General features: G+C 54.8%; 22 protein-coding genes. 8 read left to right on the top strand and 14 right to left on the bottom strand.

Translation table 11 applies throughout. The features are described 5' to 3' along the window. The first annotated feature begins 436 nt into the window (after positions 1-436). Complete coding sequence (locus AC2LB6_RS23405) at positions 437-775, top strand: FlxA-like family protein (RefSeq protein WP_490095301.1); 339 nt, start codon at positions 437-439, stop codon at positions 773-775. On the opposite strand, the gene AC2LB6_RS23400 is transcribed toward AC2LB6_RS23405, so the two are convergent. After that, complete coding sequence (locus tag AC2LB6_RS23400) at positions 772-1,692, bottom strand: LysR family transcriptional regulator (protein ID WP_490095300.1); 921 nt, start codon at positions 1,690-1,692, stop codon at positions 772-774. The two genes, AC2LB6_RS23405 and AC2LB6_RS23400, sit on opposite strands and share 4 nt — an antisense overlap. A 95-nt stretch (positions 1,693-1,787) precedes the next feature. Between AC2LB6_RS23400 and AC2LB6_RS23395 the strand changes: the two genes are divergently transcribed. Further along, entirely contained in the window at positions 1,788-2,798 is a 1,011-nt protein-coding gene (locus AC2LB6_RS23395) for a bile acid:sodium symporter family protein (RefSeq protein WP_434152275.1), read from the top strand. 27 nt (positions 2,799-2,825) lie between these two features. Here the strand turns inward: AC2LB6_RS23395 and AC2LB6_RS23390 are convergent, their stop codons facing one another. The 3 genes from AC2LB6_RS23390 to zipA all read right to left on the bottom strand — a co-directional run bounded on the left by AC2LB6_RS23390 (position 2,826) and on the right by zipA (position 6,138). After that, the gene (locus AC2LB6_RS23390) at positions 2,826-3,044 is read right to left on the bottom strand and encodes a DUF3820 family protein (RefSeq protein WP_003848878.1); all 219 of its coding nucleotides are present in this window, start codon (positions 3,042-3,044) and stop codon (positions 2,826-2,828) included. A 1-nt stretch (position 3,045) separates the two neighbouring features. Next, complete coding sequence (gene ligA, locus AC2LB6_RS23385) at positions 3,046-5,064, bottom strand: NAD-dependent DNA ligase LigA (RefSeq protein WP_490095299.1); 2,019 nt, start codon at positions 5,062-5,064, stop codon at positions 3,046-3,048. Between the two features lie 75 nt (positions 5,065-5,139). Next, the gene (gene zipA, locus AC2LB6_RS23380) at positions 5,140-6,138 is read right to left on the bottom strand and encodes a cell division protein ZipA (protein ID WP_490095298.1); all 999 of its coding nucleotides are present in this window, start codon (positions 6,136-6,138) and stop codon (positions 5,140-5,142) included. Positions 6,139-6,356: 218 nt separating this feature from the next. Between zipA and cysZ the strand changes: the two genes are divergently transcribed. The 6 genes from cysZ (at position 6,357) to crr (ending at position 11,311) form a co-directional block, all read left to right on the top strand. Next, entirely contained in the window at positions 6,357-7,124 is a 768-nt protein-coding gene (cysZ, locus tag AC2LB6_RS23375; protein ID WP_490095297.1) for a sulfate transporter CysZ, read from the top strand. Positions 7,125-7,265: 141 nt separating this feature from the next. Then, positions 7,266-8,234: a cysteine synthase A gene (gene cysK / locus AC2LB6_RS23370; protein WP_490095296.1), complete on the top strand. Its 969-nt coding sequence runs from the start codon at positions 7,266-7,268 to the stop codon at positions 8,232-8,234. A 20-nt stretch (positions 8,235-8,254) separates the two neighbouring features. Then, positions 8,255-8,449, top strand: coding sequence for a hypothetical protein (locus AC2LB6_RS23365; protein WP_490095295.1), 195 nt, complete (start codon positions 8,255-8,257; stop codon positions 8,447-8,449). A gap of 172 nt (positions 8,450-8,621) precedes the next feature. Continuing rightward, the gene (gene ptsH, locus AC2LB6_RS23360; RefSeq protein ID WP_003848868.1) at positions 8,622-8,879 is read left to right on the top strand and encodes a phosphocarrier protein Hpr; all 258 of its coding nucleotides are present in this window, start codon (positions 8,622-8,624) and stop codon (positions 8,877-8,879) included. 161 nt (positions 8,880-9,040) lie between these two features. Beyond that, a complete protein-coding gene (ptsI, locus tag AC2LB6_RS23355; RefSeq protein ID WP_090958892.1) occupies positions 9,041-10,768 on the top strand; it encodes a phosphoenolpyruvate-protein phosphotransferase PtsI in 1,728 nt (575 codons plus the stop codon). A 42-nt stretch (positions 10,769-10,810) separates the two neighbouring features. Beyond that, positions 10,811-11,311, top strand: a complete 501-nt coding sequence (crr, locus tag AC2LB6_RS23350; protein ID WP_090958889.1) for a PTS glucose transporter subunit IIA — start codon at positions 10,811-10,813, stop codon at positions 11,309-11,311. A 61-nt stretch (positions 11,312-11,372) separates the two neighbouring features. Here the strand turns inward: crr and AC2LB6_RS23345 are convergent, their stop codons facing one another. From AC2LB6_RS23345 to AC2LB6_RS23300, 10 genes are all read right to left on the bottom strand, one after another. Then, positions 11,373-12,713 (bottom strand): ATP-binding protein, encoded by a 1,341-nt coding sequence (locus AC2LB6_RS23345; RefSeq protein WP_490095294.1) that lies wholly within the window; start codon positions 12,711-12,713, stop codon positions 11,373-11,375. Then, positions 12,710-13,390: a response regulator transcription factor gene (locus AC2LB6_RS23340; RefSeq protein ID WP_490095293.1), complete on the bottom strand. Its 681-nt coding sequence runs from the start codon at positions 13,388-13,390 to the stop codon at positions 12,710-12,712. The genes AC2LB6_RS23345 and AC2LB6_RS23340 overlap by 4 nt, the downstream gene beginning before the upstream one ends. 169 nt (positions 13,391-13,559) lie before the next feature. Next, positions 13,560-14,444 (bottom strand): cysteine synthase CysM, encoded by an 885-nt coding sequence (cysM, locus tag AC2LB6_RS23335; RefSeq protein ID WP_490095292.1) that lies wholly within the window; start codon positions 14,442-14,444, stop codon positions 13,560-13,562. 81 nt (positions 14,445-14,525) lie between these two features. Beyond that, the gene (cysA, locus tag AC2LB6_RS23330; protein WP_490095291.1) at positions 14,526-15,614 is read right to left on the bottom strand and encodes a sulfate/thiosulfate ABC transporter ATP-binding protein CysA; all 1,089 of its coding nucleotides are present in this window, start codon (positions 15,612-15,614) and stop codon (positions 14,526-14,528) included. Continuing rightward, entirely contained in the window at positions 15,604-16,479 is an 876-nt protein-coding gene (gene cysW / locus AC2LB6_RS23325) for a sulfate/thiosulfate ABC transporter permease CysW (RefSeq protein ID WP_090958875.1), read from the bottom strand. Before cysW ends, cysA begins: the two co-directional genes overlap by 11 nt. After that, positions 16,479-17,312, bottom strand: coding sequence for a sulfate/thiosulfate ABC transporter permease CysT (gene cysT, locus AC2LB6_RS23320; protein WP_090958872.1), 834 nt, complete (start codon positions 17,310-17,312; stop codon positions 16,479-16,481). Before cysT ends, cysW begins: the two co-directional genes overlap by 1 nt. Next, positions 17,312-18,328, bottom strand: coding sequence for a sulfate ABC transporter substrate-binding protein (locus AC2LB6_RS23315; RefSeq protein ID WP_490095290.1), 1,017 nt, complete (start codon positions 18,326-18,328; stop codon positions 17,312-17,314). Before AC2LB6_RS23315 ends, cysT begins: the two co-directional genes overlap by 1 nt. Before the next feature lie 253 nt (positions 18,329-18,581). Continuing rightward, positions 18,582-19,199 (bottom strand): RpoE-regulated lipoprotein, encoded by a 618-nt coding sequence (locus AC2LB6_RS23310; RefSeq protein ID WP_490095289.1) that lies wholly within the window; start codon positions 19,197-19,199, stop codon positions 18,582-18,584. 65 nt (positions 19,200-19,264) lie between these two features. After that, positions 19,265-19,732: a DUF2919 family protein gene (locus AC2LB6_RS23305; RefSeq protein ID WP_490095288.1), complete on the bottom strand. Its 468-nt coding sequence runs from the start codon at positions 19,730-19,732 to the stop codon at positions 19,265-19,267. Further along, positions 19,722-20,147: a GNAT family acetyltransferase gene (locus AC2LB6_RS23300; protein WP_090958860.1), complete on the bottom strand. Its 426-nt coding sequence runs from the start codon at positions 20,145-20,147 to the stop codon at positions 19,722-19,724. Before AC2LB6_RS23300 ends, AC2LB6_RS23305 begins: the two co-directional genes overlap by 11 nt. Between the last annotated feature and the right edge of the window lie 170 nt (positions 20,148-20,317).

Raw genomic sequence — 20,317 nt, 5'->3', positions numbered from 1 at the left:
GTCGTTAGCTCAGTTGGTAGAGCAGTTGACTTTTAATCAATTGGTCGCAGGTTCGAATCCTGCACGACCCACCAATTCAGAATAAAGCGCCTTTAAGGCGCTTTTTTCGTTTCTGCTGTAACTCCAGGTTGGCTCCCACTCTTACCTGTAACTTCAGGTTTTAAAAAGCATGCTGGCTCAGGGAGCACAGGCCTTCCGCAAAATCGCCATCCATGGCAGGCTCATCGCGGGACATCCCTGTCCCGCGATGCTTTGCTACAGGCCAGTGCTCCCATCGCTTTGAAAGTATTAGCTGCCTGGAAGCTTTTTTGGTACCTGGTTTATTTCTGCGCGCAGATTTAACGTCTCCTGTCTTTTCGCAACCTTAACCCTTCCCGCTCTCAAGTCCTTTCGCAGCGTGCCGATAACGTATGTGATGACTTACAGGGAGAAAATGATGTCTTCAATTTCCGGAGTTTTAAGCAGTGCGGTCAGTGGCGGTGATAGCGGCGGCAGTGTGGCCTCGCAGGTCGCAGCGCTGAATAAACAGATTCAAAATGTCTTAACGCAAGTAAAAGAACTGGCCGACCACAAAGAACTGACTGACGACCAGAAAGCTGAAATGCAGCAGATGTATCAGTCACAGCTCACCATGCTGCAGGCTCAGATTGCTCAGCTGGAACAGAAACAGGCCGAGCAGGATCAGCCAAAAACTGACAGCACGCCTGTCAGTGAGAACAAAGCGGACGGCATTAACCGCCCTACCGACACCAACAAAGTTGACGTCTATATCTAAAACGCGGGCCTGTCTTCGCGTTGTTGCGCCAGCAGCGTTGCCTGCTGGCGTACCTCCTGCCAGATCGCTTCGGCAGCAGGTGTCAGCGAGCGGTTTTTGCGTTTGATCAGTGTCAGGCTGCGATTGATTTCCGGATAGAGACGCCGCACCGTGAGGGCGCGGTCCGCCGGTAGCGGTAAGGCCAGCGCGGGCAAAATACTGATGCCAATCCCTACCTGTACCATCGGAAACAGCGTGGCCGGATGACCAATCTCCTGCACCACTTCAGCCCTTATATTCTGCTGCTGCATTGCCGCATCAATCAGTACCCGACTGCCTGACGCGTAATCCTGCAATACCATGGTGCGACCATCCAGCATCGACCAGTCTGCCTTTTCCACCTTTGCCAGCGAATCATCATCGCGGCATAACAGCAGGAAAGGCTCATCCAGAATCGCGATACTGTCGAAATCGCTGTCGCTGAGCGGCCCAATCACTATCCCGAAGTCGACCTCGGCGTTACGCACACTTTGCAGCACCCACTGCTGGGCGCGATCGTGCAGTATCACTTTGATATCGGGATAATGGTGCTGACTGGCGGCCAGACATTGCGGCATCAGATGCGCGGAAATGGTCTGGCTGGCGGCTACTCTGACGGTGCCACTTCGCTGCTCACCGAAACTGCGGATATCCAGCAACGTGGTATGAATCTCCTCCAGCAGGCGCTCCATGCGTGATGCCAGCTGTTTGCCTGCCTCGGTCAGCATCACCTCACGCGTGGTGCGATCCAGCAATCGCACGCCGGTTTCCGCCTCCAGCTCTTTTATACTGTGGCTGACCGCGGACTGACTCAACCCTATCGCCTGCCCCGCCTGACTGAAACCACCATAGTGGGCCACTGCAATGAAGGTACGAAGCTGACGCAGAGTGTAATTCATCGATTTCGCTCATAGATTAATTCAATAAATCAATTTTATTTCTAAAACTACTTGTCGCACAATCGCGCTATTGAAAAATTTACCGGATTTTAACAATGGGCTTTTTAAAACTCGATCCGATGATGGTTAAACTCATCATCACCGTGCTGCTGGCCTCTTTCCTGCCAGCGAAAGGGATCTACGTCGATATCTTCAGCTACCTCGCGACAGCAGCGATAGCGCTGTTGTTCTTTATGCACGGTGCCAAACTCTCGCGTGAAAAGATCATCGCAGGCAGCAGTCACTGGCAACTACATCTGTGGATTATGTTCAGCACCTTCGTGCTGTTTCCTGCGCTGGGTCTGCTGCTGGTCTGGTGGCATCCGGTCGATGTCGGCCCGGAAATTTATACCGGCTTTATTTACCTCTGTATCCTGCCTGCTACCGTTCAGTCCGCCATCGCGTTTACCTCAATGGCGGGCGGTAACGTCGCAGCAGCGGTGTGCAGCGCCTCGGCATCGAGCCTGCTGGGTGTGTTTATTTCGCCGTTGCTGGTGAACCTGGTGATGGATATTCACAGCAGTGCGCCGAGTGATGGTCTGGAGCAGATTGGTAAGATTATGCTGCAACTGATGGTGCCTTTCATTTTGGGTCACCTGTCACGTCGCTGGATCGGTGGCTGGATTGAGAAGCATCGCAGCCTGATTGGCAAAACTGACCAGACCTCGATTCTGCTGGTGGTCTATTCCGCCTTCAGTGAAGCCGTGGTGAACGGCATCTGGCATCGCGTTGGCCTGATCACGCTGCTGTGGATTGTGGCGGGATCTATTATCCTGCTGACCGCCGTATTGATTATCAACCTGCTGGCCTCACGTCTGTTCCGCTTTAAACGCGCCGATGAGATTGTGGTGCTGTTTTGTGGTTCGAAGAAGAGTCTGGCAAATGGGGTACCGATGGCAAACATTCTGTTCCCGGCCAGTACCGTGGGGATCATTGTGCTGCCGCTGATGATTTTCCATCAGGTTCAGCTGATGGTCTGCTCGTTTATTGCCGGGCGCTACAAGAAGACCAATGAAAAACAGCAGGTTCTGAAGGTTAAAGATTCGGTGATGGAGTCACAGAAGTAAATGAGTTGCCCGCCTGCGCGGGCACTTTTACTTGCGGGTCTGGAGCGGTTTAACTAATCCCTCCAGACCTTCTATTTTTATCGTCAGGGTTAGCTGCATCAAATCCCCCAGCAGACCAGACGGGAAGTCGCCACTGCGGGCAAACCACAGCAGGTAAGGCTCAGGCAGATCGATCAGCATCCGTCCTTTATATTTGCCAAACGGCATAGGCGTATTGGCTATCGCCACCAGCTGATGTTCATCCATTTCAGGCACCCAGCAGACGGATCATTTCCGCTTCATCAATCACTTCTATACCCAGTTCCTGTGCTTTTGCCAGCTTAGAACCGGCCGCTTCACCGGCAATCAGCAGATCGGTTTTCTTTGATACGCTGCCGCTGACTTTCGCACCCAGCGCGACTAGCTGCGCTTTGGCATCATCGCGGTTCATCTGCGACAGCGAGCCGGTCAGCACCACGGTTTTTCCGGCGAACGGACTGTCGATCTCTTCGGCTTTCACCACCACCACCTGCGGCCAGTGAATACCGATGTCGTCTGTCAGCTGACGGATAACCTCACGGTTGCTCTCCTCTTCCATGAAGTTGCGCACGTGTGCGGCGACGACTTTACCGACATCCGGCACCGCAATCAGCGCCTCAAGATCGGCATCCATCACTTTTTGCAGTTCACCAAAATGGTTTGCCAGATTGGCGGCGGTAGCTTCACCCACTTCGCGGATACCCAGCGCATAGAGGAAACGCGCCAGCGTGGTTGACTTCGCTTTCTCCAGTGCATCGACGACGTTTTGCGCTGACTTCGGCCCCATGCGATCCAGCCCGGTCAGCTTGCCCGCCGTGAGACGGAACAGGTCAGCGGGTGTATTGACGTACTCTTTCTCCACCAGCTGGTCGATAATTTTATCGCCCATGCCATCGACATCCAGCGCCCGACGCGAGACAAAATGCTTCAGTGCCTCTTTGCGTTGTGCGCCACAGATTAGACCGCCGGTGCAGCGCGTGACCGATTCCCCTTCGACCCGTTCAACCTCGGAACCGCAGACCGGACAATGGGCAGGGAAGACCACTTCGCGCGTCTCTTCAGGGCGCTCAGCGATCACCACATTGACCACCTGCGGGATCACATCACCGGCGCGGCGAATGACCACCCGATCCCCAATGCGTAATCCCAGCCGCTCGATTTCATCCGCATTATGCAGTGTGGCATTGCTGACGATAACGCCTGCAACCTGCACCGGCTCAAGGCGAGCCACCGGTGTGATAGCCCCGGTGCGGCCAACCTGGAATTCGACGTCCCGCACCCAGGTCAGTTGTTCCTGTGCCGGGAATTTAAAGGCAATCGCCCAGCGCGGCGCGCGCGCCACAAAGCCCAGCTTTTCCTGCAGTTCCTGTGAATCAACTTTGATCACGACGCCATCAATATCAAAACCCAGATTCGGACGCTGTTGCTCAATATCACGATAGAAGGCCAGGGCTTCTTCTGCGTTGTGCACCAGCTTAATACGGTCACTGACCGGTAAGCCCCAGGCTTTAAACTGTTGCAGACGTCCCATGTGACTGTGCGGCATCTCACCGCCTTCCAGCAGGCCAAAACCGTAACAGAAGAAGGTCAGCGGACGTTTGGCGGTAATGCGCGGATCAAGCTGACGCAGAGAGCCTGCCGCTGCGTTACGCGGGTTAGCAAAGACTTTGCCGTCAGTGCGTCGCGCTTCCTCATTCAGCTTTTCGAAGCCGCGCTGCGTCATAAATATTTCGCCACGCACTTCCAGCCGTGCCGGAATGTTGTCGCCTTTAAGCCGCAGCGGGATAGCGCGAATGGTGCGGACATTGGCGGTAATGTTCTCGCCAGTGGTGCCGTCACCTCGCGTCGCTGCCCGGACAAGCAGGCCATTTTCATACATCAGGCTGACCGCGGCGCCATCGAGCTTGAGTTCACAGCAGTAGGTAATGTCGTCACTGCTTTTCAGCCGATCCTGCACCCGCTTGTTAAAGGCCATAAACGTGGCTTCATCAAAAGCGTTATCCAGCGACAGCATCGGGACTTCATGGCGCACCTGCTCAAACACCGTCAGCGGCGCAGCACCCACGCGTTGGGTAGGCGAGTCCGGAGTAATGAGATCGGGATGTTCCTCTTCCAGCTGGCGCAGTTCACGCATCAGGCGATCGTATTCAGCATCCGGCACTTCCGGCGCATCCATTACGTGATAGAGATATTCATGATGGCGCAACGTGGTGCGCAGTTCGGTGATGTGATCCTGGACGGATTTCATAAAGCCCCATCAGATAAAAAACCCCCGACAGGCGGGGGTTTGTTTTAACAATTCAGATAGCGGTTAGCGCAGGTCTCAGACGCCAACCACATCGCGGATACGCGCTTTGTATGTTTCCAGCTTCTGTGGCGTCATCATGCGACGCTCATCATCCAGCACCACACCGCCAACATCATCAGCGATACGCTGTGCTGACTGCAGCATCAGTTTGAAGTTCTGATTCGCATCGCCATACGAAGGCACCATCATAAAGATAGAGATGCCAGGCGTGCTGAAATCAGTCATCAGGTCAGGGTTGAACGAGCCCGGCTTAACCATATTCGCCAGACTGAACAGAACCGGGCCGCTGCCAGCCGGACTGAGATGACGATGGAAAATATTCATTTCACCAAACTGGAAGCCCGCCTGCAGAATACCCTGCAACAATGCCTCACCGTTCAGCTCACCGCCCGAATGTGCGGCAACATGTAACACCAATACCGCTTCTTTCGGTTTTTCCGCTGGCGCTTTAGCAGCAGACTGTTCTGGCGCAGGAGCCGATGTAACTTCAGGCTGCGGCTCAGGTTCGGCCTGGTACTGCGGTGCGGGCTGTACAGATTCCAGTGGATCGAGATCCAGCAGCGGGTCGGCCTGAACGGGTGGCGCAACGAATGTCGGAGCGGGCTGCTGACGAGCCGGTTCAGGGCGCGGCTGCGGAGCAGACTTCGGTGCCGTGTTGAAAAGCGGATCGCTTTCAGTTTCGGGCTGCGGTGCGGGTCGTGGCGCAGGCTGACGCACAGGCTCAACAGGCGCTTGCTTACGCTGCGCTTCTGGCTGTGGCTCGCGGATCTCATCGAAACGCGGTTCCTGATGGACGTTGCGCTCAGAACGAACACGAACCTCGCCGACGCCGTCATCTTCGTCGTCGATCAGATCCTGCTCATCATGTTCATCACGTTGTTTTAGACGTTTGTGCGGGCGATCGCGGAACACTGACGAACGCTCTTTACGGCTGGTCCACAGCCCGTGAAGAAGGAGCGCTATAATGGCGATCGCGCCAACAACGATTAATATCAGACGCAAATCCTGCATCATTGTATTCTCTGTTGTTCCAATACCTTGCCACCGCGGCAAACTTTATCCTCTAACTGTATTTGCCCTGCTACACAAGTGCAAGTCTGTGCAGTATTTTCTGACAAATAAGATAGGCAACCCACGCTTTTTCGCTGTTTTTTTACCCAAACGGCACCTGGCCTGGAGAAAAAGCCAGGTTATAGTGGGTGCGCCCTAACACCTTCAGGAGAATTGGCTTTATGGACCTTGAGAATTCCGTCTCAAATTTTAACGGCATGCACTACTTTAGCCAGGGCTGGAAACTGGTCCGTCTGCCTGGCATTCGCCGCTTTTTGGTGATGCCACTGCTGATCAACATCATTATGCTGGGCGGCGCGTTCGTCTGGCTGTTCTATCGTCTTGGTGACTGGATCCCGCGCCTGATGGCCTATATTCCCGACTGGCTGCAGTGGCTGAGCTATCTGTTGTGGCCGCTGTCGGTAATTGCGATTGTGCTGGTGTTTAGCTACTTCTTTTCGACGCTGGCAAACCTGATTGCTGCCCCTTTTTGCGGCCTGCTGGCCGAACAGCTCGAAGGCCGTCTGACCGGTAAGCCTCTGCCCGACAGCGGCTGGGCGGGAATGATTAAAGATGTGCCGCGCATTATGAAGCGCGAGATGCAAAAACTGGGCTATTACCTGCCCCGCGCGCTGGGACTGTTGCTGCTCTACTTTATTCCAGGATTTGGTCAGACGGTTGCCCCGGTCCTGTGGTTCCTGTTCAGTGCCTGGATGTTATCCATCCAGTATTGCGACTATCCTTTCGACAACCACAAAGTGCCGTTTCAGCAGATGCGTAACGCCCTGCGTCGGCACAAAACGGCCAATATGCAGTTTGGCGCACTGACCAGCCTGTTTACCATGATTCCGATTCTCAATCTGGTGATTATGCCGGTTGCCGTCTGCGGCGCCACCGCCATGTGGGTCGATCGCTACCGGTCACAGCTGGCCCGCAGTGAGGTGCGTTAGACTTATCAGCGCGCCTTATGCACTTTTTTGCAGGGCTTATTGCCGGGGGACATATAGATATACGATTTCTTTCCTTCCGCCCCCAGGCAGAACAGGTATGCTCATAGGGTTCCCAATAATTCATACAGTTAAGGGCAGGCTATGAGTAAGATCTATGAAGACAACTCTTTGACAATTGGTCATACGCCGCTGGTTCGACTGAACCGCATCGGTAACGGCCGCATTCTTGCGAAAGTTGAATCCCGTAACCCGAGCTTCAGCGTTAAATGCCGTATCGGTGCCAATATGATTTGGGACGCTGAGAAACGCGGTATTTTGAAACCAGGCATTGAACTGGTAGAACCCACCAGCGGTAACACCGGTATCGCCCTGGCCTACGTTGCCGCTGCGCGCGGTTATAAACTCACGCTGACCATGCCGGAAACCATGTCAGTGGAGCGTCGTAAATTGCTGAAAGCGCTGGGCGCGAAGCTGGTTCTGACTGAAGGCGCCAAAGGCATGAAAGGCGCCATTGGCAAAGCGGAAGAGATTGTCGCCAGCGATCCGGATAAATATGTGCTGCTACAACAGTTCAGTAACCCGGCTAACCCGGAAATCCACGAAAAGACGACCGGCCCGGAAATCTGGGAAGATACCGATGGTGAAGTGGATGTCTTTATTGCCGGTGTCGGCACCGGCGGTACACTGACTGGCGTGAGCCGTTACATCAAGAACACCAAAGGCAAGAAAGATCTGATTACGGTCGCGGTTGAGCCGACCGATTCACCGGTGATTGCTCAGGCGCTGGCCGGTGAAGAGATCAAACCCGGCCCTCACAAAATTCAGGGTATCGGTGCAGGCTTTATTCCGGGCAACCTGGAGTTGAATCTGGTTGACCGCGTAGTAGCTATCACCAACGAAGAAGCGATCAGCACGGCGCGCAGGCTGATGGAAGAAGAAGGTATTCTGGCCGGTATCTCATCCGGTGCTGCCGTAGCCGCAGCGCTGAAGTTGCAGGAAGACGAAACCTTCGCCAACAAAAACATCGTGGTGATTCTGCCCTCCTCTGGCGAACGCTATCTGAGTACCGCACTCTTCGCCGATCTCTTCACTGAAAAAGAGCTGCAGTAGCAGAGGCAGATAGTCTGAAAATGGAGAAAAAAGCACCCGCATGGGTGCTTTTTTGTGGCGCAGATCTCACTTTCATCAAGCGGCAGATTGATTTCAGTGACGCCGATCTGGTATTCAGACTGCCAATTATTTCGATGCCTGAAATTAATCCGCGCTTGAAGTGGATCAAGCTGAATCGATTTACGGATTCAGTCAAACGGCGAATCACGGCATAATTAACCGGTGACGTGTAGAATCGGTTTTGAGACGCAACGGATTGTAGATTTGACGCATGCGCGTCTTTGGTCAGCATGAAGCTATACCCGCGCACCTACACAGGCTAAAGTGAAGGCTCCAGGCTAGACTTTAGATCCATAACACTCATCCTGATAACGTTGGGGAAATAGAATGTTCCAGCAAGAAGTTACCATTACTGCACCAAACGGTCTCCATACTCGCCCAGCTGCGCAATTCGTAAAAGAAGCCAAAGCTTTCCAGTCAGAAATTACCGTGACCTCTAACGGTAAATCAGCGAGCGCGAAAAGCCTGTTCAAGCTGCAGACTCTGGGTTTAACCCAGGGAACTGTTGTCACCCTTTCCGCGGAAGGTGAAGACGAGCAGAAAGCAGTTGAGCATCTGGTTAAACTGATGGCTGAACTGGAGTAATCTCCGCTCAGCTCGCCAGCCAATCGACTCCTCTGCGCCATTGAGTGCAAACATCTTGATCGCGGACAATCTGTCCGCGTTATTGCTTTCGTAGAGTACGTGTCCCGCGACAATGGCACCGCATAGAGTCCCATCAGCCATCGTGATTAAAAGGTAGCGTTATGATTTCAGGCATTTTAGCATCACCAGGTATCGCTTTCGGCAAAGCACTGCTGCTGAAAGAAGACGAGATCGTCATCAACCGTAAGAAAATTTCTGATGACCAGGTTGAGCAGGAAGTACAGCGCTTCCTCGATGGCCGTAGCAAAGCGGCATTACAACTGGAAGCGATTCGCGTCAAAGCGGGTGAAACCCTCGGTGAAGAGAAAGCAGCAATCTTCGAAGGCCACATTATGTTGCTGGAAGATGAAGAGCTGGAGCAGGAAATCATCGACCTGATCAAAAAAGATCACGCTTCTGCCGATGCTGCTGCCTACTCTGTCATTGATGGCCAGGCGAAAGCCCTGGAAGAGTTAGATGACGAATATCTGAAAGAGCGTGCGGCTGACGTCCGTGACATCGGAAAGCGTCTGCTGCAAAACATCCTCGGTCTGCACATCGTTGACCTGAGCGCTATTCCGGACGAATCCATTCTGGTGGCAAAAGATTTAACGCCGTCAGAAACTGCGCAACTGAACCTGAAAAAGGTGCTGGGCTTTATCACCGATCTGGGTGGCCGTACATCACATACCTCAATCATGGCGCGCTCACTGGAAATTCCAGCGATTGTCGGAACCGGCAATGTGACCGTCACGGTTAAAAACGGCGATTTCCTGATCCTGGATGGCGTCAACAACGCGATTCACGTCAATCCGTCAGAGGCGATTCAGGAAGAGCTGAAAGCCGTACAGAACCAGTATCTGTCGGAAAAACACGAATTAGCCAAGCTGAAAGATCTGCCAGCCGTCACGCTGGATGGTCATCAGGTTGAAGTCTGCGCCAACATCGGTACCGTGCGCGATATCGCCGGTGCTGAGCGTAACGGTGCGGAAGGTGTTGGCCTCTACCGTACCGAATTCCTGTTCATGGACCGTGACTCTCTGCCAAGCGAAGAAGAGCAGTTCCAGGCGTACAAAGCCGTTGCTGAAGCGATGGGTTCACAGGCCGTTATCGTCCGTACCATGGACATCGGCGGTGACAAAGACCTGCCTTACATGAACCTGCCGAAAGAAGAGAACCCGTTCCTCGGCTGGCGCGCGATTCGTATCGCCATGGATCGCAAAGAGATTCTGCATGCACAGTTGCGTGCCATCCTGCGCGCCTCCTCCTTCGGTAAACTGCGCATCATGTTCCCGATGATCATTTCGGTTGAAGAAGTACGCAGCCTGAAAGCGGAACTGGAACTGCTGAAAGCGCAGTTGCGTGAAGAAGGTAAAGCCTTTGATGAAAGCATCGAAGTCGGCATCATGGTGGAAACTCCGGCTTCAGCCGTGATTGCGCATCATCTTGCGAAGGAAGTCGACTTCTTCAGTATTGGGACAAACGATCTTACGCAGTATACTCTGGCGGTCGATCGTGGTAATGATTTGATCTCGCACCTGTACAACCCAATGTCGCCGTCTGTGCTTAACTTAATCAAGCAAGTCATTGATGCATCTCACGCTGAAGGTAAATGGACCGGCATGTGTGGTGAGCTGGCAGGTGATGAACGTGCTACACTACTGTTACTGGGAATGGGGCTGGACGAGTTCAGCATGAGTGCCATTTCTATCCCTGGCATCAAGAAAATCATTCGTAATACTAATTTTGAAGATGCGAAGGCTTTGGCAGAGCAGGCACTGGCTCAACCGACTGCGGATGAGTTAATGAACCTGGTTAACAAGTTCATTAAGGAAAAGACGCTCTGCTAATCTGCATGATGCTGGCCCCAAATTACTGCTTAGGAGAAGATCATGGGTTTGTTTTCTAAACTTTTTGGCGAAAAAACGGATAGCGCTGGGACAATCGACATCGTAGCGCCTCTGTCAGGCGAAATCGTGAACATTGAAGACGTACCAGATGTGGTGTTTGCAGAAAAAATCGTGGGCGACGGTATTGCGATCAAACCCAGCGGCAACAAAATGGTTGCGCCTGTGGATGGCACTATCGGTAAGATTTTTGAAACCAATCACGCTTTTTCGATCGAATCAGACAACGGCATTGAGCTGTTCGTCCATTTCGGTATCGATACGGTTGAACTGAAAGGTGAAGGCTTCAAACGCATCGCTGAAGAAGGCCAGAAGGTCAAAAAAGGCGACGTGGTTATCGAGTTCGATCTGCCGTTGCTGGAAGAGAAAGCGAAATCAACCCTGACACCGGTTGTCATCTCCAACATGGATGAAATCAAGGAATTGGTTAAGCTGTCTGGCCAGGTCACCGTCGGCGAAACGCCGGTGATTCGCATCAGAAAGTAAGCATTCGTTTATAACATAACGGCACCTTCGGGTGCCGTTATCGTTTCTGCAGTATACGTTTTCAGGGTTGCCAGTGTGGCAGACGCAGCGTCAGCTCAAGTCCACCTTCAGGCCGGTTCCGGGCCTCGACTTCACCATGATGTGCCAGCACCACTTTGCGCACGATCGCCAGTCCCAGACCATAACCTTTGCCCATCAGCGGCGAATTCACCCGCACAAACGGATCGAAGATGCTGGAGAGTTTCTCCTCATCGACGCCGGGCCCCTGATCGCGCACCTGAATCGCCAGCCACTGCTGCTCTGCACGCAAATCGACCTCAATCCGCTGGCCTGGCAGGGAGAAGCGCAGCGCGTTGCGTAGCACGTTCTCGACGCCGCGCCGTATCAGCTCGGCGTTGCCACGCACGGTGTAATCGGCCTGATCCCCGACCTGAAACTCTACCTGCACGCCTGGGATCTGCGCTTCATAGCGGACATCGATGATCACCGCCTGCAGCAAACCGGTCAGGTCAAAATATTGCTCATCCGGGATACTTTCATGCTCGGCCCGCGACAGGGTCAGCAGTTCGCCGATCATCTTGTCCAGCCGCCGCGCCTCTTCATCAATGCGATCAAGCGAACTGTTCACGCTTTCTGGCGTCTGTCTGGCCAGCCCGGTCGCCAGCTGCAGCCGTGCCAGCGGTGAACGAAGCTCATGTGAGATATCGTGCAGCAGCTCTTCACGGGCGCGCACCAGCGTATCGAGCCGCTCGACCATGGCATCAAAGGCTTCTGCCACGTTTGAAATCTCGTCGTGCCGCTTACGCATGATCGGAAACAGCCGCACGCTTAAATCGCCCTCAGCCACGCGGGAAAATCCTTCCCGCAGCTGACGCATAGGTCGCGTCAGATTCCAGGCCAGCAGCAGACTGAAAAGCAATCCCACCGAGCCTGCAAAGATAAACATCGGCTCAGGAATATTCAGAAATTTGCGTGGCATCATATTATGCGTGCTGTCTTTACGCATGCCATCCAGGTCGTAGCGCAGCTGATAGGTTTTACCATCGGCACCGCGGACCGAGCGCACCACCTCTTCAGGAAAGCGCCCTCTCATATCCAGGTTGCCGCTGTTTTCTGATTGTGACGGTTTTGTCTGTTGGGTGACGTGGAAGAATTGCCGGTCGCTGTTATCCCAGCCTGACAGCATCGTATCAAGCGCATCAGGCCCGCCCCGCTCCAGCACTGACGCGGCGGAGGTCATCTGCAGATCCACGATACGACGGATAGCGACGAGCTCAGGCGGTTCATGGCGTTTACCGGAGAGCGTAAAGCCGAGCCAGATAAGCTGGCTCATAATGACAAAAACGATCCAGAAACCGATAAAGATCTTCCAGAACATGCGTCCACGGTAACTCTGTCTCATCGAATGCGGTAACCAATGCTGCGAACGGTTTCGATGTTGATGCTGTCAGCGGTTAACGCGCTGAGCTTCTGACGGATGTTGCTGATATGCACATCGACACTGCGGTCATAGGCTTCACGCGGACGACCCAGCCCCTTTTGAGAAAGCTCATCTTTCGATACCACTCTGTCCGGCGCGCGCAGCAGCAAATCCAGCAGATTAAATTCCGACGCAGTCAGATCGAAGGTTCGGCCCTGCCATTCGCTTATGCGGGTGGCGGGATTGAGCGTCAGCTCCCCCCAGCGCAGCGGCTCTTTGGCATCGGGCTGCGGCACCTGCTCTTCAAAACGACGCAATACCGCGCGCAGGCGGGCCACCAGCTCGCGGGGATAACAGGGCTTAGGCATATAGTCATCCGCGCCCATCTCCAGACCGATTACGCGATCGATGTTATCGCCTTTAGCAGTCAGCATGATCACCGGTATCCGGCTGTTCTGGCGCACCTGACGCAACACATCGATGCCGCTCATGTCGGGCAACATGATGTCCAGAATCATGGCGGTGAACTCTCCCGACAACGCACTCTGAATCCCGGCGCTGCCGGTCAAAACCAGCTGCGCATCAAACCCTTCCGCGATCAGATACTGGCTTAACATCGTGCCTAATTCGACATCATCATCAACAAGCAAAATTTTCATGGTTATCTCTCAACAGAATTGGCGCTATTTTGTCCTTTGCCGGGCATTCGCGCAGCCTGATTTACGCGATCCTTACAGATTCAGTCTATCCGGCGCGTGAAATCCTGGCTAAAAAAAGGCCTGTGGGCAGCAAACGCGCGCACAGGCCTGATTTCCGCATCAGCAGAGGTTACTGATGATAAAGCCCGGTCGAGAGATAACGATCGCCGCGATCGCAGGCGATCGCCACCACCACGCTACCCGGATTTGCCTGCGCAATGCGCAGCGCACCCGCCACCGCGCCGCCTGAGCTGACGCCACAGAAAATGCCCTCACGGCGTGCCAGCGCCCGCATGGTCTCTTCCGCTTCTTTCTGCGTCATATCCATCACATCATCGACCAGATCAGGCCGATAGATGCCCGGCAGATAGGCCAGCGGCCAGCGGCGAATGCCCGGAATGCTGCTGCCTTCACTTGGCTGTAAACCGATCACCTGCACGCCCGTGTTTTGCTCTTTCAAATAACGTCCCACACCGGTAATGGTGCCGGTGGTACCCATGCTGGAGACAAAATGGGTCATGCGCTGGTTCGACTGCTGCCACAACTCCGGCCCGGTGGTTTGATAGTGGCCCAGCGGATTATCGGGATTATTGAACTGATCCAGCACCCGGCCTTCACCGCGCGCCGCCATCGCCTGCGCCAGATCGCGCGCCCCTTCCATGCCCTGCTCTCGTGGCACCAGAATCAGCTCTGCGCCGTAGGCACGCATCGCATCCTGCCTCTCCTGACTCATGTTGTCCGGCATCAGCAGGCGAAGACGATAGCCTTTCATCGCCGCGATCATCGCCAGCGCAATGCCGGTGTTGCCACTGGTGGCTTCAATCAGCTGATCGCCGGGTGAAATATCACCGCGCAGCTCCGCCTGATTGATCATCGACCAGGCCGCGCGATCTTTTACCGAGCCCGCCGGGTTATTGCCTTCCAGCTTGAGCCAGACCTCACTGCCGTTGGCAGGCGCCAGGCGCTGCAACTTAATCAGCGGGGTATTGCCGATGGTATTTTCAAGAGTCGTCACGGTGCAGTTCCTGGCATCTTTGAAACCAGATGCGAAAAAAAGGCGGGAGTCACACTCCCGCCCGCTGTTGATGAGAAAATATCAGGCGCTCTGTGCAAAGGCAACTGCGCGCAGCGGCGTATCGCCTTTATAGAGGCGCGCCTGCTGCAGGCCAACGAACAGGCGTTCGCCGCGAACCGGCGCCGTCTGCTCACCTTCAAACACCAGCGAGAATGTCTCGCTCTGCCAGCCAGCAGGCTGAACCACCAACTGCCAGAAGTGGCCACGCGGGCTGACTTCCAGCACCTGCACCGGCAGCGGGGTTTCGAGGCTGCTGCGGCGTGAAACGTCGATTTCCCACGGACGCAGGAACAGCTCAACCGCGCCCTGATGTGCCGAGGTATAACCCAGCGGCCAGTGATGCGCGCCAACGTGGAACTGCGATCCCTGAATTTCACCATCAAAGCGATTAACTTCACCCAGGAACTCCAGCACAAAACGGGTCGCCGGATCACGCCATACATCATCTGGCGTGCCGACCTGTTCGATGTTGCCCTGGCTCATCACCACCACGCGATCTGCGACTTCCATCGCCTCTTCCTGGTCATGTGTCACAAACACGCTGGTGAATTTAATCTCTTCATGCAGCTGACGCAGCCAGCGGCGCAGCTCTTTACGTACCTGAGCATCCAGCGCGCCAAAGGGTTCATCCAGCAGCAGAATCTGCGGCTCAACCGCTAACGCACGCGCCAGCGCCACACGCTGTTTCTGGCCGCCCGACAGCTGTGCTGGAAACCGATTTGCCAGATGGGCCAGCTGCACCATCTCCAGCAGACGGGTGACACGCTGTTTGATCTCCGCCGCTGAAGGACGCTCACGACGCGGCAGCACGGTCAGGCCAAAGGCGATGTTGTCGAACACCGTCATGTGACGGAACAGCGCGTAGTGCTGGAAGACAAAACCGACCTGACGATCGCGCGCATGCAGGCGGCTGACATCGTTGCCATGAAAACGGATCTGACCGCTGTTCTGATGCTCCAGCCCGGCAATAATGCGCAGCAGCGTAGTTTTACCCGAGCCTGATGGACCAAGCAGTGCCACCATTTCACCCGAGGCAATATCCAGAGAGATATCGTTCAGCACCGAGGTGCGACCAAAGGACTTGTTGATCTTGTTAATCTCAATGCTCATGATTTCCCTCCTGTTGCAGGCGTTTGTGCTGTTGCTCTAAACGCCACTGCACAATGCTTTTCAGAAACAGCGTTACGATTGCCATCAGGGTTAACAGGGCAGCTGCGGTGAACGCGCCAACGGTGTTGTAGTCCTGATGCAATAATTCAACCTGAAGCGGGAGCGTATAAGTCTCACCGCGAATCGATCCCGATACCACCGAAACCGCACCAAATTCACCAATCGCACGGGCATTGGTCAGGACGATGCCATAGAGCAGCGCCCAGCGAATATTCGGCAGCGTCACTCGACGGAACATCTGCCAGCCGGAAGCGCCTAACAGCACCGCCGCTTCATCTTCGTGACTGCCCTGACTCAGCATTACCGGGACCAGTTCGCGCACCACAAACGGACAGGTCACAAACACCGTCGCCAGCACCATGCCGGGCCAGGCAAACATAATCTGGATGTTATGCGCATCCAGCCAGCCACCCGCCGGGCCATTAACGCCCCAGAACAGCAGATACATCAGACCTGCCACGACTGGCGACACGGCAAAAGGAATATCGAACAGGGTCAGCAGCAGCTGACGACCTGGAAAGGTAAAGCGCGTCACCAGCCAGGCGAGCAGCGTGCCGAACACCAGGTTCACCGGAACAGTAATCAGCGCCACCATCACAGTCAGCCAGATGGCGTGCAGCATGTCCGGATCAGCCAGATTGCTGAGCGCGACAATCAGCCCCTGATTCAACGCTTCCCAGAAGATGGAGGCCATCGGCACCACCAGCAGCAGAATCGAGATGAGTGTGCCGATACCAATCAACAGCCACTTGCCCCAGTTCACAGGCTGACGCGCCGCGTGATTAAGCTGTGAAACCTCAGCCATTAGTGACCTCCCAGACGACGGCCAAAGCGGCTCTGTAATGTGTTAATCGCGAATAACAGAATCAGCGAGGCCGCCAGGATCACCGAGGCAATGGCGCTGGCTGCCGGATAGTCAAACTCCTGTAGTCGGACAAAAATCATCAGCGAGGTGACTTCGGTTTTCCAGGCGATGTTACCGGCAATAAAGATCACCGCACCAAACTCACCCAGGCTGCGGGTAAACGAGAGCGCGGTGCCAGCCAGCAGCGCAGGCGCCACTTCCGGCAGTACCACGCGGCGGAAGCTCTGCCATGGCGTGGCTCCCAGTGTTTCGGCCGCCTCTTCATACTCCGGGCCTAACTCTTCCAGCACCGGCTGCACGGTACGCACCACAAACGGAATGCTGGTGAAGGCCATAGCAATGGCGATACCAATCCATGTGTAGGAAATTTTGATGTCGAAATGAGCGAACCACTGTCCGTACCAGCCGTTGACCGAAAAGAGTCCGGCCAGGGTCAGACCTGCTACCGCCGTTGGCAGTGCAAACGGCAGATCCATCAGACCATCGAGCAGTGCCCGGCCCGGAAAGCGATATCGGGTCAGAATCCACGCCATCAGCATGCCGAACACCGCATTAAACAGAGACGCGACACCGGCAGAGAGCAGCGTCACTTTATAAGCGGCAATCAGCTGCGGATTGGTCACCACATCCCAGTACTGCTGCAGCGTCATCTGCGAAAGCTGCATGATCACCGCGCTGATCGGCAGCAGCAGAATCAGGCAGGTAAAGAGCAGGCTGGTGCCGAGGCTGAGACCAAAGCCGGGCAACACACGTTTCTGGCTGGCTGCAAACATTATCCGCGCCCCGCCGCTAACAATTTATCAAGCTCACCGCCGCTGACAAAGTGCGTCTTCATCACCTTGTCCCAGCCGCCAAAGGCATCTTCCACCCGGAACAGGCTGGTCTGCGGGAAGCGATCTTTCTGCGCTGCCATCAGCTGTGGGTTATTCACGCGATAGTAGTAGTGCGTAATAATATTCTGCGCTTCAGGGGTGTAGAGATAGTTCAGGTATGCGCTGGCCGCCTCTGCGGTTTTGTTGGTGGCGACGTTCTTATCCACCCACGCCACCGGAAACTCCGCCAGAATATTGGTTTTCGGCACCACGACTTCATACTCATCTTTGCCGTACTGGTTGCGGATGTTATTCACTTCCGACTCAAAGCTAATCAGTACGTCGCCCAGACCGCGCTCAGCAAAGGTCGTCGTCGCGCCACGACCGCCGGTATCAAACACTTCCACGTTTTTCAGGAACTGAGTCATAAAGGCCTGAGTTTTAGCCTGATCGCCGCCATCGGCTTTATCCGCTGCGCCCCAGGCGGCCAGATAAGTGTAGCGGCCATTACCGGACGTTTTCGGGTTAGGGAAAATCAGCTTCACATCGCTGCGGGTCAGATCTGACCAGTCGTGAATCTGCTTTGGATTTCCTTTGCGCACCAGAAACGCCATGGTGGAGTAGAAAGGTGAGCTGTTGTTCGGCAGACGGCTTTTCCAGTCTGCGGCAATCAGGTTGCCTTTATCGTGCAGCACCTGCACATCCGTAACCTGATTATAGGTAACCACATCCGCGCGCAGCCCTTGCAGAATAGCCAGGGCCTGTTTCGATGAACCGGCGTGCGACATCCTGATGGTCAGGGGATCGCCAGGATGGCTGGCATCCCACTGTTTAACAAATGGAGCATTCAGGGCAACAAACAACTCCCGCGACACATCGTAAGAGCTATTAAGAAGTTCAGTGGCATTGGCTGCGCCGGCCAGGCTCAGCGACAACGCGATACCGCTCACGATTTTTTTCATCGCTTGTAATGTCATTTAGCACCCTGAAAAAGTTTGATGCGGATCTCACCCGCTGAGGCACCAGTTTATTTATAACTCAGTGAAAACCAGTAACGGTTTTATATATCGTTTGATGATTTCAAAGTCGAAAAAAGCATAAGACTGCGGCAGAGTTTATGCAGAAATCAGCAAAAGCCGATGGGGAGATGGAACCGCGTGCCGCGTGGGCTGGCAGCGATTTTGGGAAGATCAGCGGCCGCCAGAACGGCAGCGCGCTGATAAGGCAGGCTTAACGCTGCCAGACAATCTTGCTGATTTTCCAGTTTTTCAGGGTATCGTCAGAAGGCATCAATCCTTCCGGCCCGTGCCAGTCGCCATGATAGACATAGGTCAGATGCTGACTGCCAGGCGCACGGCACGCCACGTCACGTGCATCGGTGCCGCTGGCTAAGGTGCAATTGTCGAAGGCTTTGCTGAACTTATTACTGAAGGCATCACCCACTTTGCTGCCGTCAGTGCTGGCAATCGCGCTGTCCATGACCTCAATACGGTCGACCTGCGACTGCCCGTAAACCACCAGCTTAACCTTGTCGTCATTCAACGCCTGCCAGAAGGCGATCACCTGGCCGTTCTGGCTGCGCATGCCCTGACGCAGGGTATAGTCACCGTTCAGTCCGTCCTTAATCGCGTCCTCTTTCATGGCGGTCGAGGCGGTTAACCCACCCACACCCTGTTCAGTCGCGGTCAGCGTGGAACCGAACCAGTTCCACGGCAGCGCCGAAGACCAGTGATAAGTCAGCGGATTCCACCAGCTTGCCTGCTGGCTGCTGTCAGCGCCGGAACCCGAACTGGCACAGCCGCTCAGTACAACAGCGGCGATCAGTAACGTGGAACGAACAGCTTTCATGAGAACTCCTGTAAATGCGATGCCGGAAAGGCGGAACTGATTGGAGTCGCAAAGCGACAAAAAGTTTAGTTGAGATGATGTTCGGGCAGAAAGCAGTCGCGACAGCGGCGATTGAACTGCAGCCAGATCAGCGCCAGCAGGTCGAACAGCGTCAGCAGTAAGGGCAGCGGTGAGCTGAGCAGATCGCCCTGCACAAACTGCCAGCCCTGCCATAGCAGGTTGATCAGCAACGACAGCGCCAGTACGCTACGCCAGGATTGCCAGAGTCGCGGCAGGCGCGTGCGATACCCGGTCAGTAGCAGGCCCGCCAGCGCCGGTAAACCCAGCGCCAGGCCAACCCAGAACGCCTGCCGATCCGGATAGAACAGCGCCAACAGATCGTTGCCCTGCTGCCGTGATGCCCCGGCCATCACCAGCAACAGCCAGGTCCGCGCCTGAAGTAACAGGATCAGCCAAAAAAGAAACGGCAGCCGTAGCTGCCCTCTGGCGTCATACTCATCCGGCTGATAGCCAGGCAACGGATTAGTATTCACGATCTTCGATCAGACGCTTACCAAACAGCAGCACATCGACCGGCTCATAATCGAGCTTCTCATAGAACGCCACCACCTGATCGTTCTCTTCACGGATCATCAGATGCAGTTTCGGACAGCCCCGCGCGATCAGCTTTTTCTCCAGACGGTTCATCAGCGCATTAGCAAAGCCGCGTCCCTGATAGTCAGGATGCACCGCCAGATAATAAGCCGCGCCGCGATGACCGTCGTAACCGCCCATCAGCGTACCGACGACCACGCCGCCCACTTCAGCGACCAGAAAGAGATCGGGGTCGTGATTCATTTTGCGTTCGATATCCAGCTCCGGATCGTTCCATGGGCGTAACAAATCGCAACGTTCCCATAAGGTGATCACTTCTTCAAAATCTTCCTGGCGGAAGGCGCGGATTTCCATGGTCTTTACCTGCAAATAAGCACAATTTGCTGATTATCACGCATTCTCTGCCGCACGCAACCCTCCATGACGGGCGACAAATAAAAAAGCGCAGATTTACTGTTCGCGACCTGCAATACAAAGTAATGCCCTGAAATGTTTCTGTGATCGCAGGCAGCAGAGGCTTAGGC

The sequence above is a fragment of the Pantoea sp. RCC30.1 genome (assembly GCF_058148845.1).
Note: the sequence above shows the minus strand (reverse complement) of the source record. Positions and strands in the feature narration are given on the sequence as shown.

Coding starts and splice junctions, on each gene's coding strand:
- cysT (WP_090958872.1), bottom strand. CDS start 17,312: ATGTTTGCAGCCAGCCAGAAACGTGTGTTGCCCGGCTTTGGTCTCAGC.
- ligA (WP_490095299.1), bottom strand. CDS start 5,064: ATGAAATCCGTCCAGGATCACATCACCGAACTGCGCACCACGTTGCGC.
- cysA (WP_490095291.1), bottom strand. CDS start 15,614: ATGAGCATTGAGATTAACAAGATCAACAAGTCCTTTGGTCGCACCTCG.
- zipA (WP_490095298.1), bottom strand. CDS start 6,138: ATGATGCAGGATTTGCGTCTGATATTAATCGTTGTTGGCGCGATCGCC.
- AC2LB6_RS23365 (WP_490095295.1), top strand. CDS start 8,255: ATGGAGAAAAAAGCACCCGCATGGGTGCTTTTTTGTGGCGCAGATCTC.
- AC2LB6_RS23405 (WP_490095301.1), top strand. CDS start 437: ATGTCTTCAATTTCCGGAGTTTTAAGCAGTGCGGTCAGTGGCGGTGAT.
- AC2LB6_RS23400 (WP_490095300.1), bottom strand. CDS start 1,692: ATGAATTACACTCTGCGTCAGCTTCGTACCTTCATTGCAGTGGCCCAC.
- AC2LB6_RS23395 (WP_434152275.1), top strand. CDS start 1,788: ATGGGCTTTTTAAAACTCGATCCGATGATGGTTAAACTCATCATCACC.
- cysK (WP_490095296.1), top strand. CDS start 7,266: ATGAGTAAGATCTATGAAGACAACTCTTTGACAATTGGTCATACGCCG.
- AC2LB6_RS23300 (WP_090958860.1), bottom strand. CDS start 20,147: ATGGAAATCCGCGCCTTCCGCCAGGAAGATTTTGAAGAAGTGATCACC.
- ptsH (WP_003848868.1), top strand. CDS start 8,622: ATGTTCCAGCAAGAAGTTACCATTACTGCACCAAACGGTCTCCATACT.
- AC2LB6_RS23340 (WP_490095293.1), bottom strand. CDS start 13,390: ATGAAAATTTTGCTTGTTGATGATGATGTCGAATTAGGCACGATGTTA.
- AC2LB6_RS23315 (WP_490095290.1), bottom strand. CDS start 18,328: ATGACATTACAAGCGATGAAAAAAATCGTGAGCGGTATCGCGTTGTCG.
- cysW (WP_090958875.1), bottom strand. CDS start 16,479: ATGGCTGAGGTTTCACAGCTTAATCACGCGGCGCGTCAGCCTGTGAAC.
- cysZ (WP_490095297.1), top strand. CDS start 6,357: ATGGACCTTGAGAATTCCGTCTCAAATTTTAACGGCATGCACTACTTT.
- AC2LB6_RS23310 (WP_490095289.1), bottom strand. CDS start 19,199: ATGAAAGCTGTTCGTTCCACGTTACTGATCGCCGCTGTTGTACTGAGC.
- AC2LB6_RS23390 (WP_003848878.1), bottom strand. CDS start 3,044: ATGGATGAACATCAGCTGGTGGCGATAGCCAATACGCCTATGCCGTTT.
- AC2LB6_RS23345 (WP_490095294.1), bottom strand. CDS start 12,713: ATGAGACAGAGTTACCGTGGACGCATGTTCTGGAAGATCTTTATCGGT.
- crr (WP_090958889.1), top strand. CDS start 10,811: ATGGGTTTGTTTTCTAAACTTTTTGGCGAAAAAACGGATAGCGCTGGG.
- ptsI (WP_090958892.1), top strand. CDS start 9,041: ATGATTTCAGGCATTTTAGCATCACCAGGTATCGCTTTCGGCAAAGCA.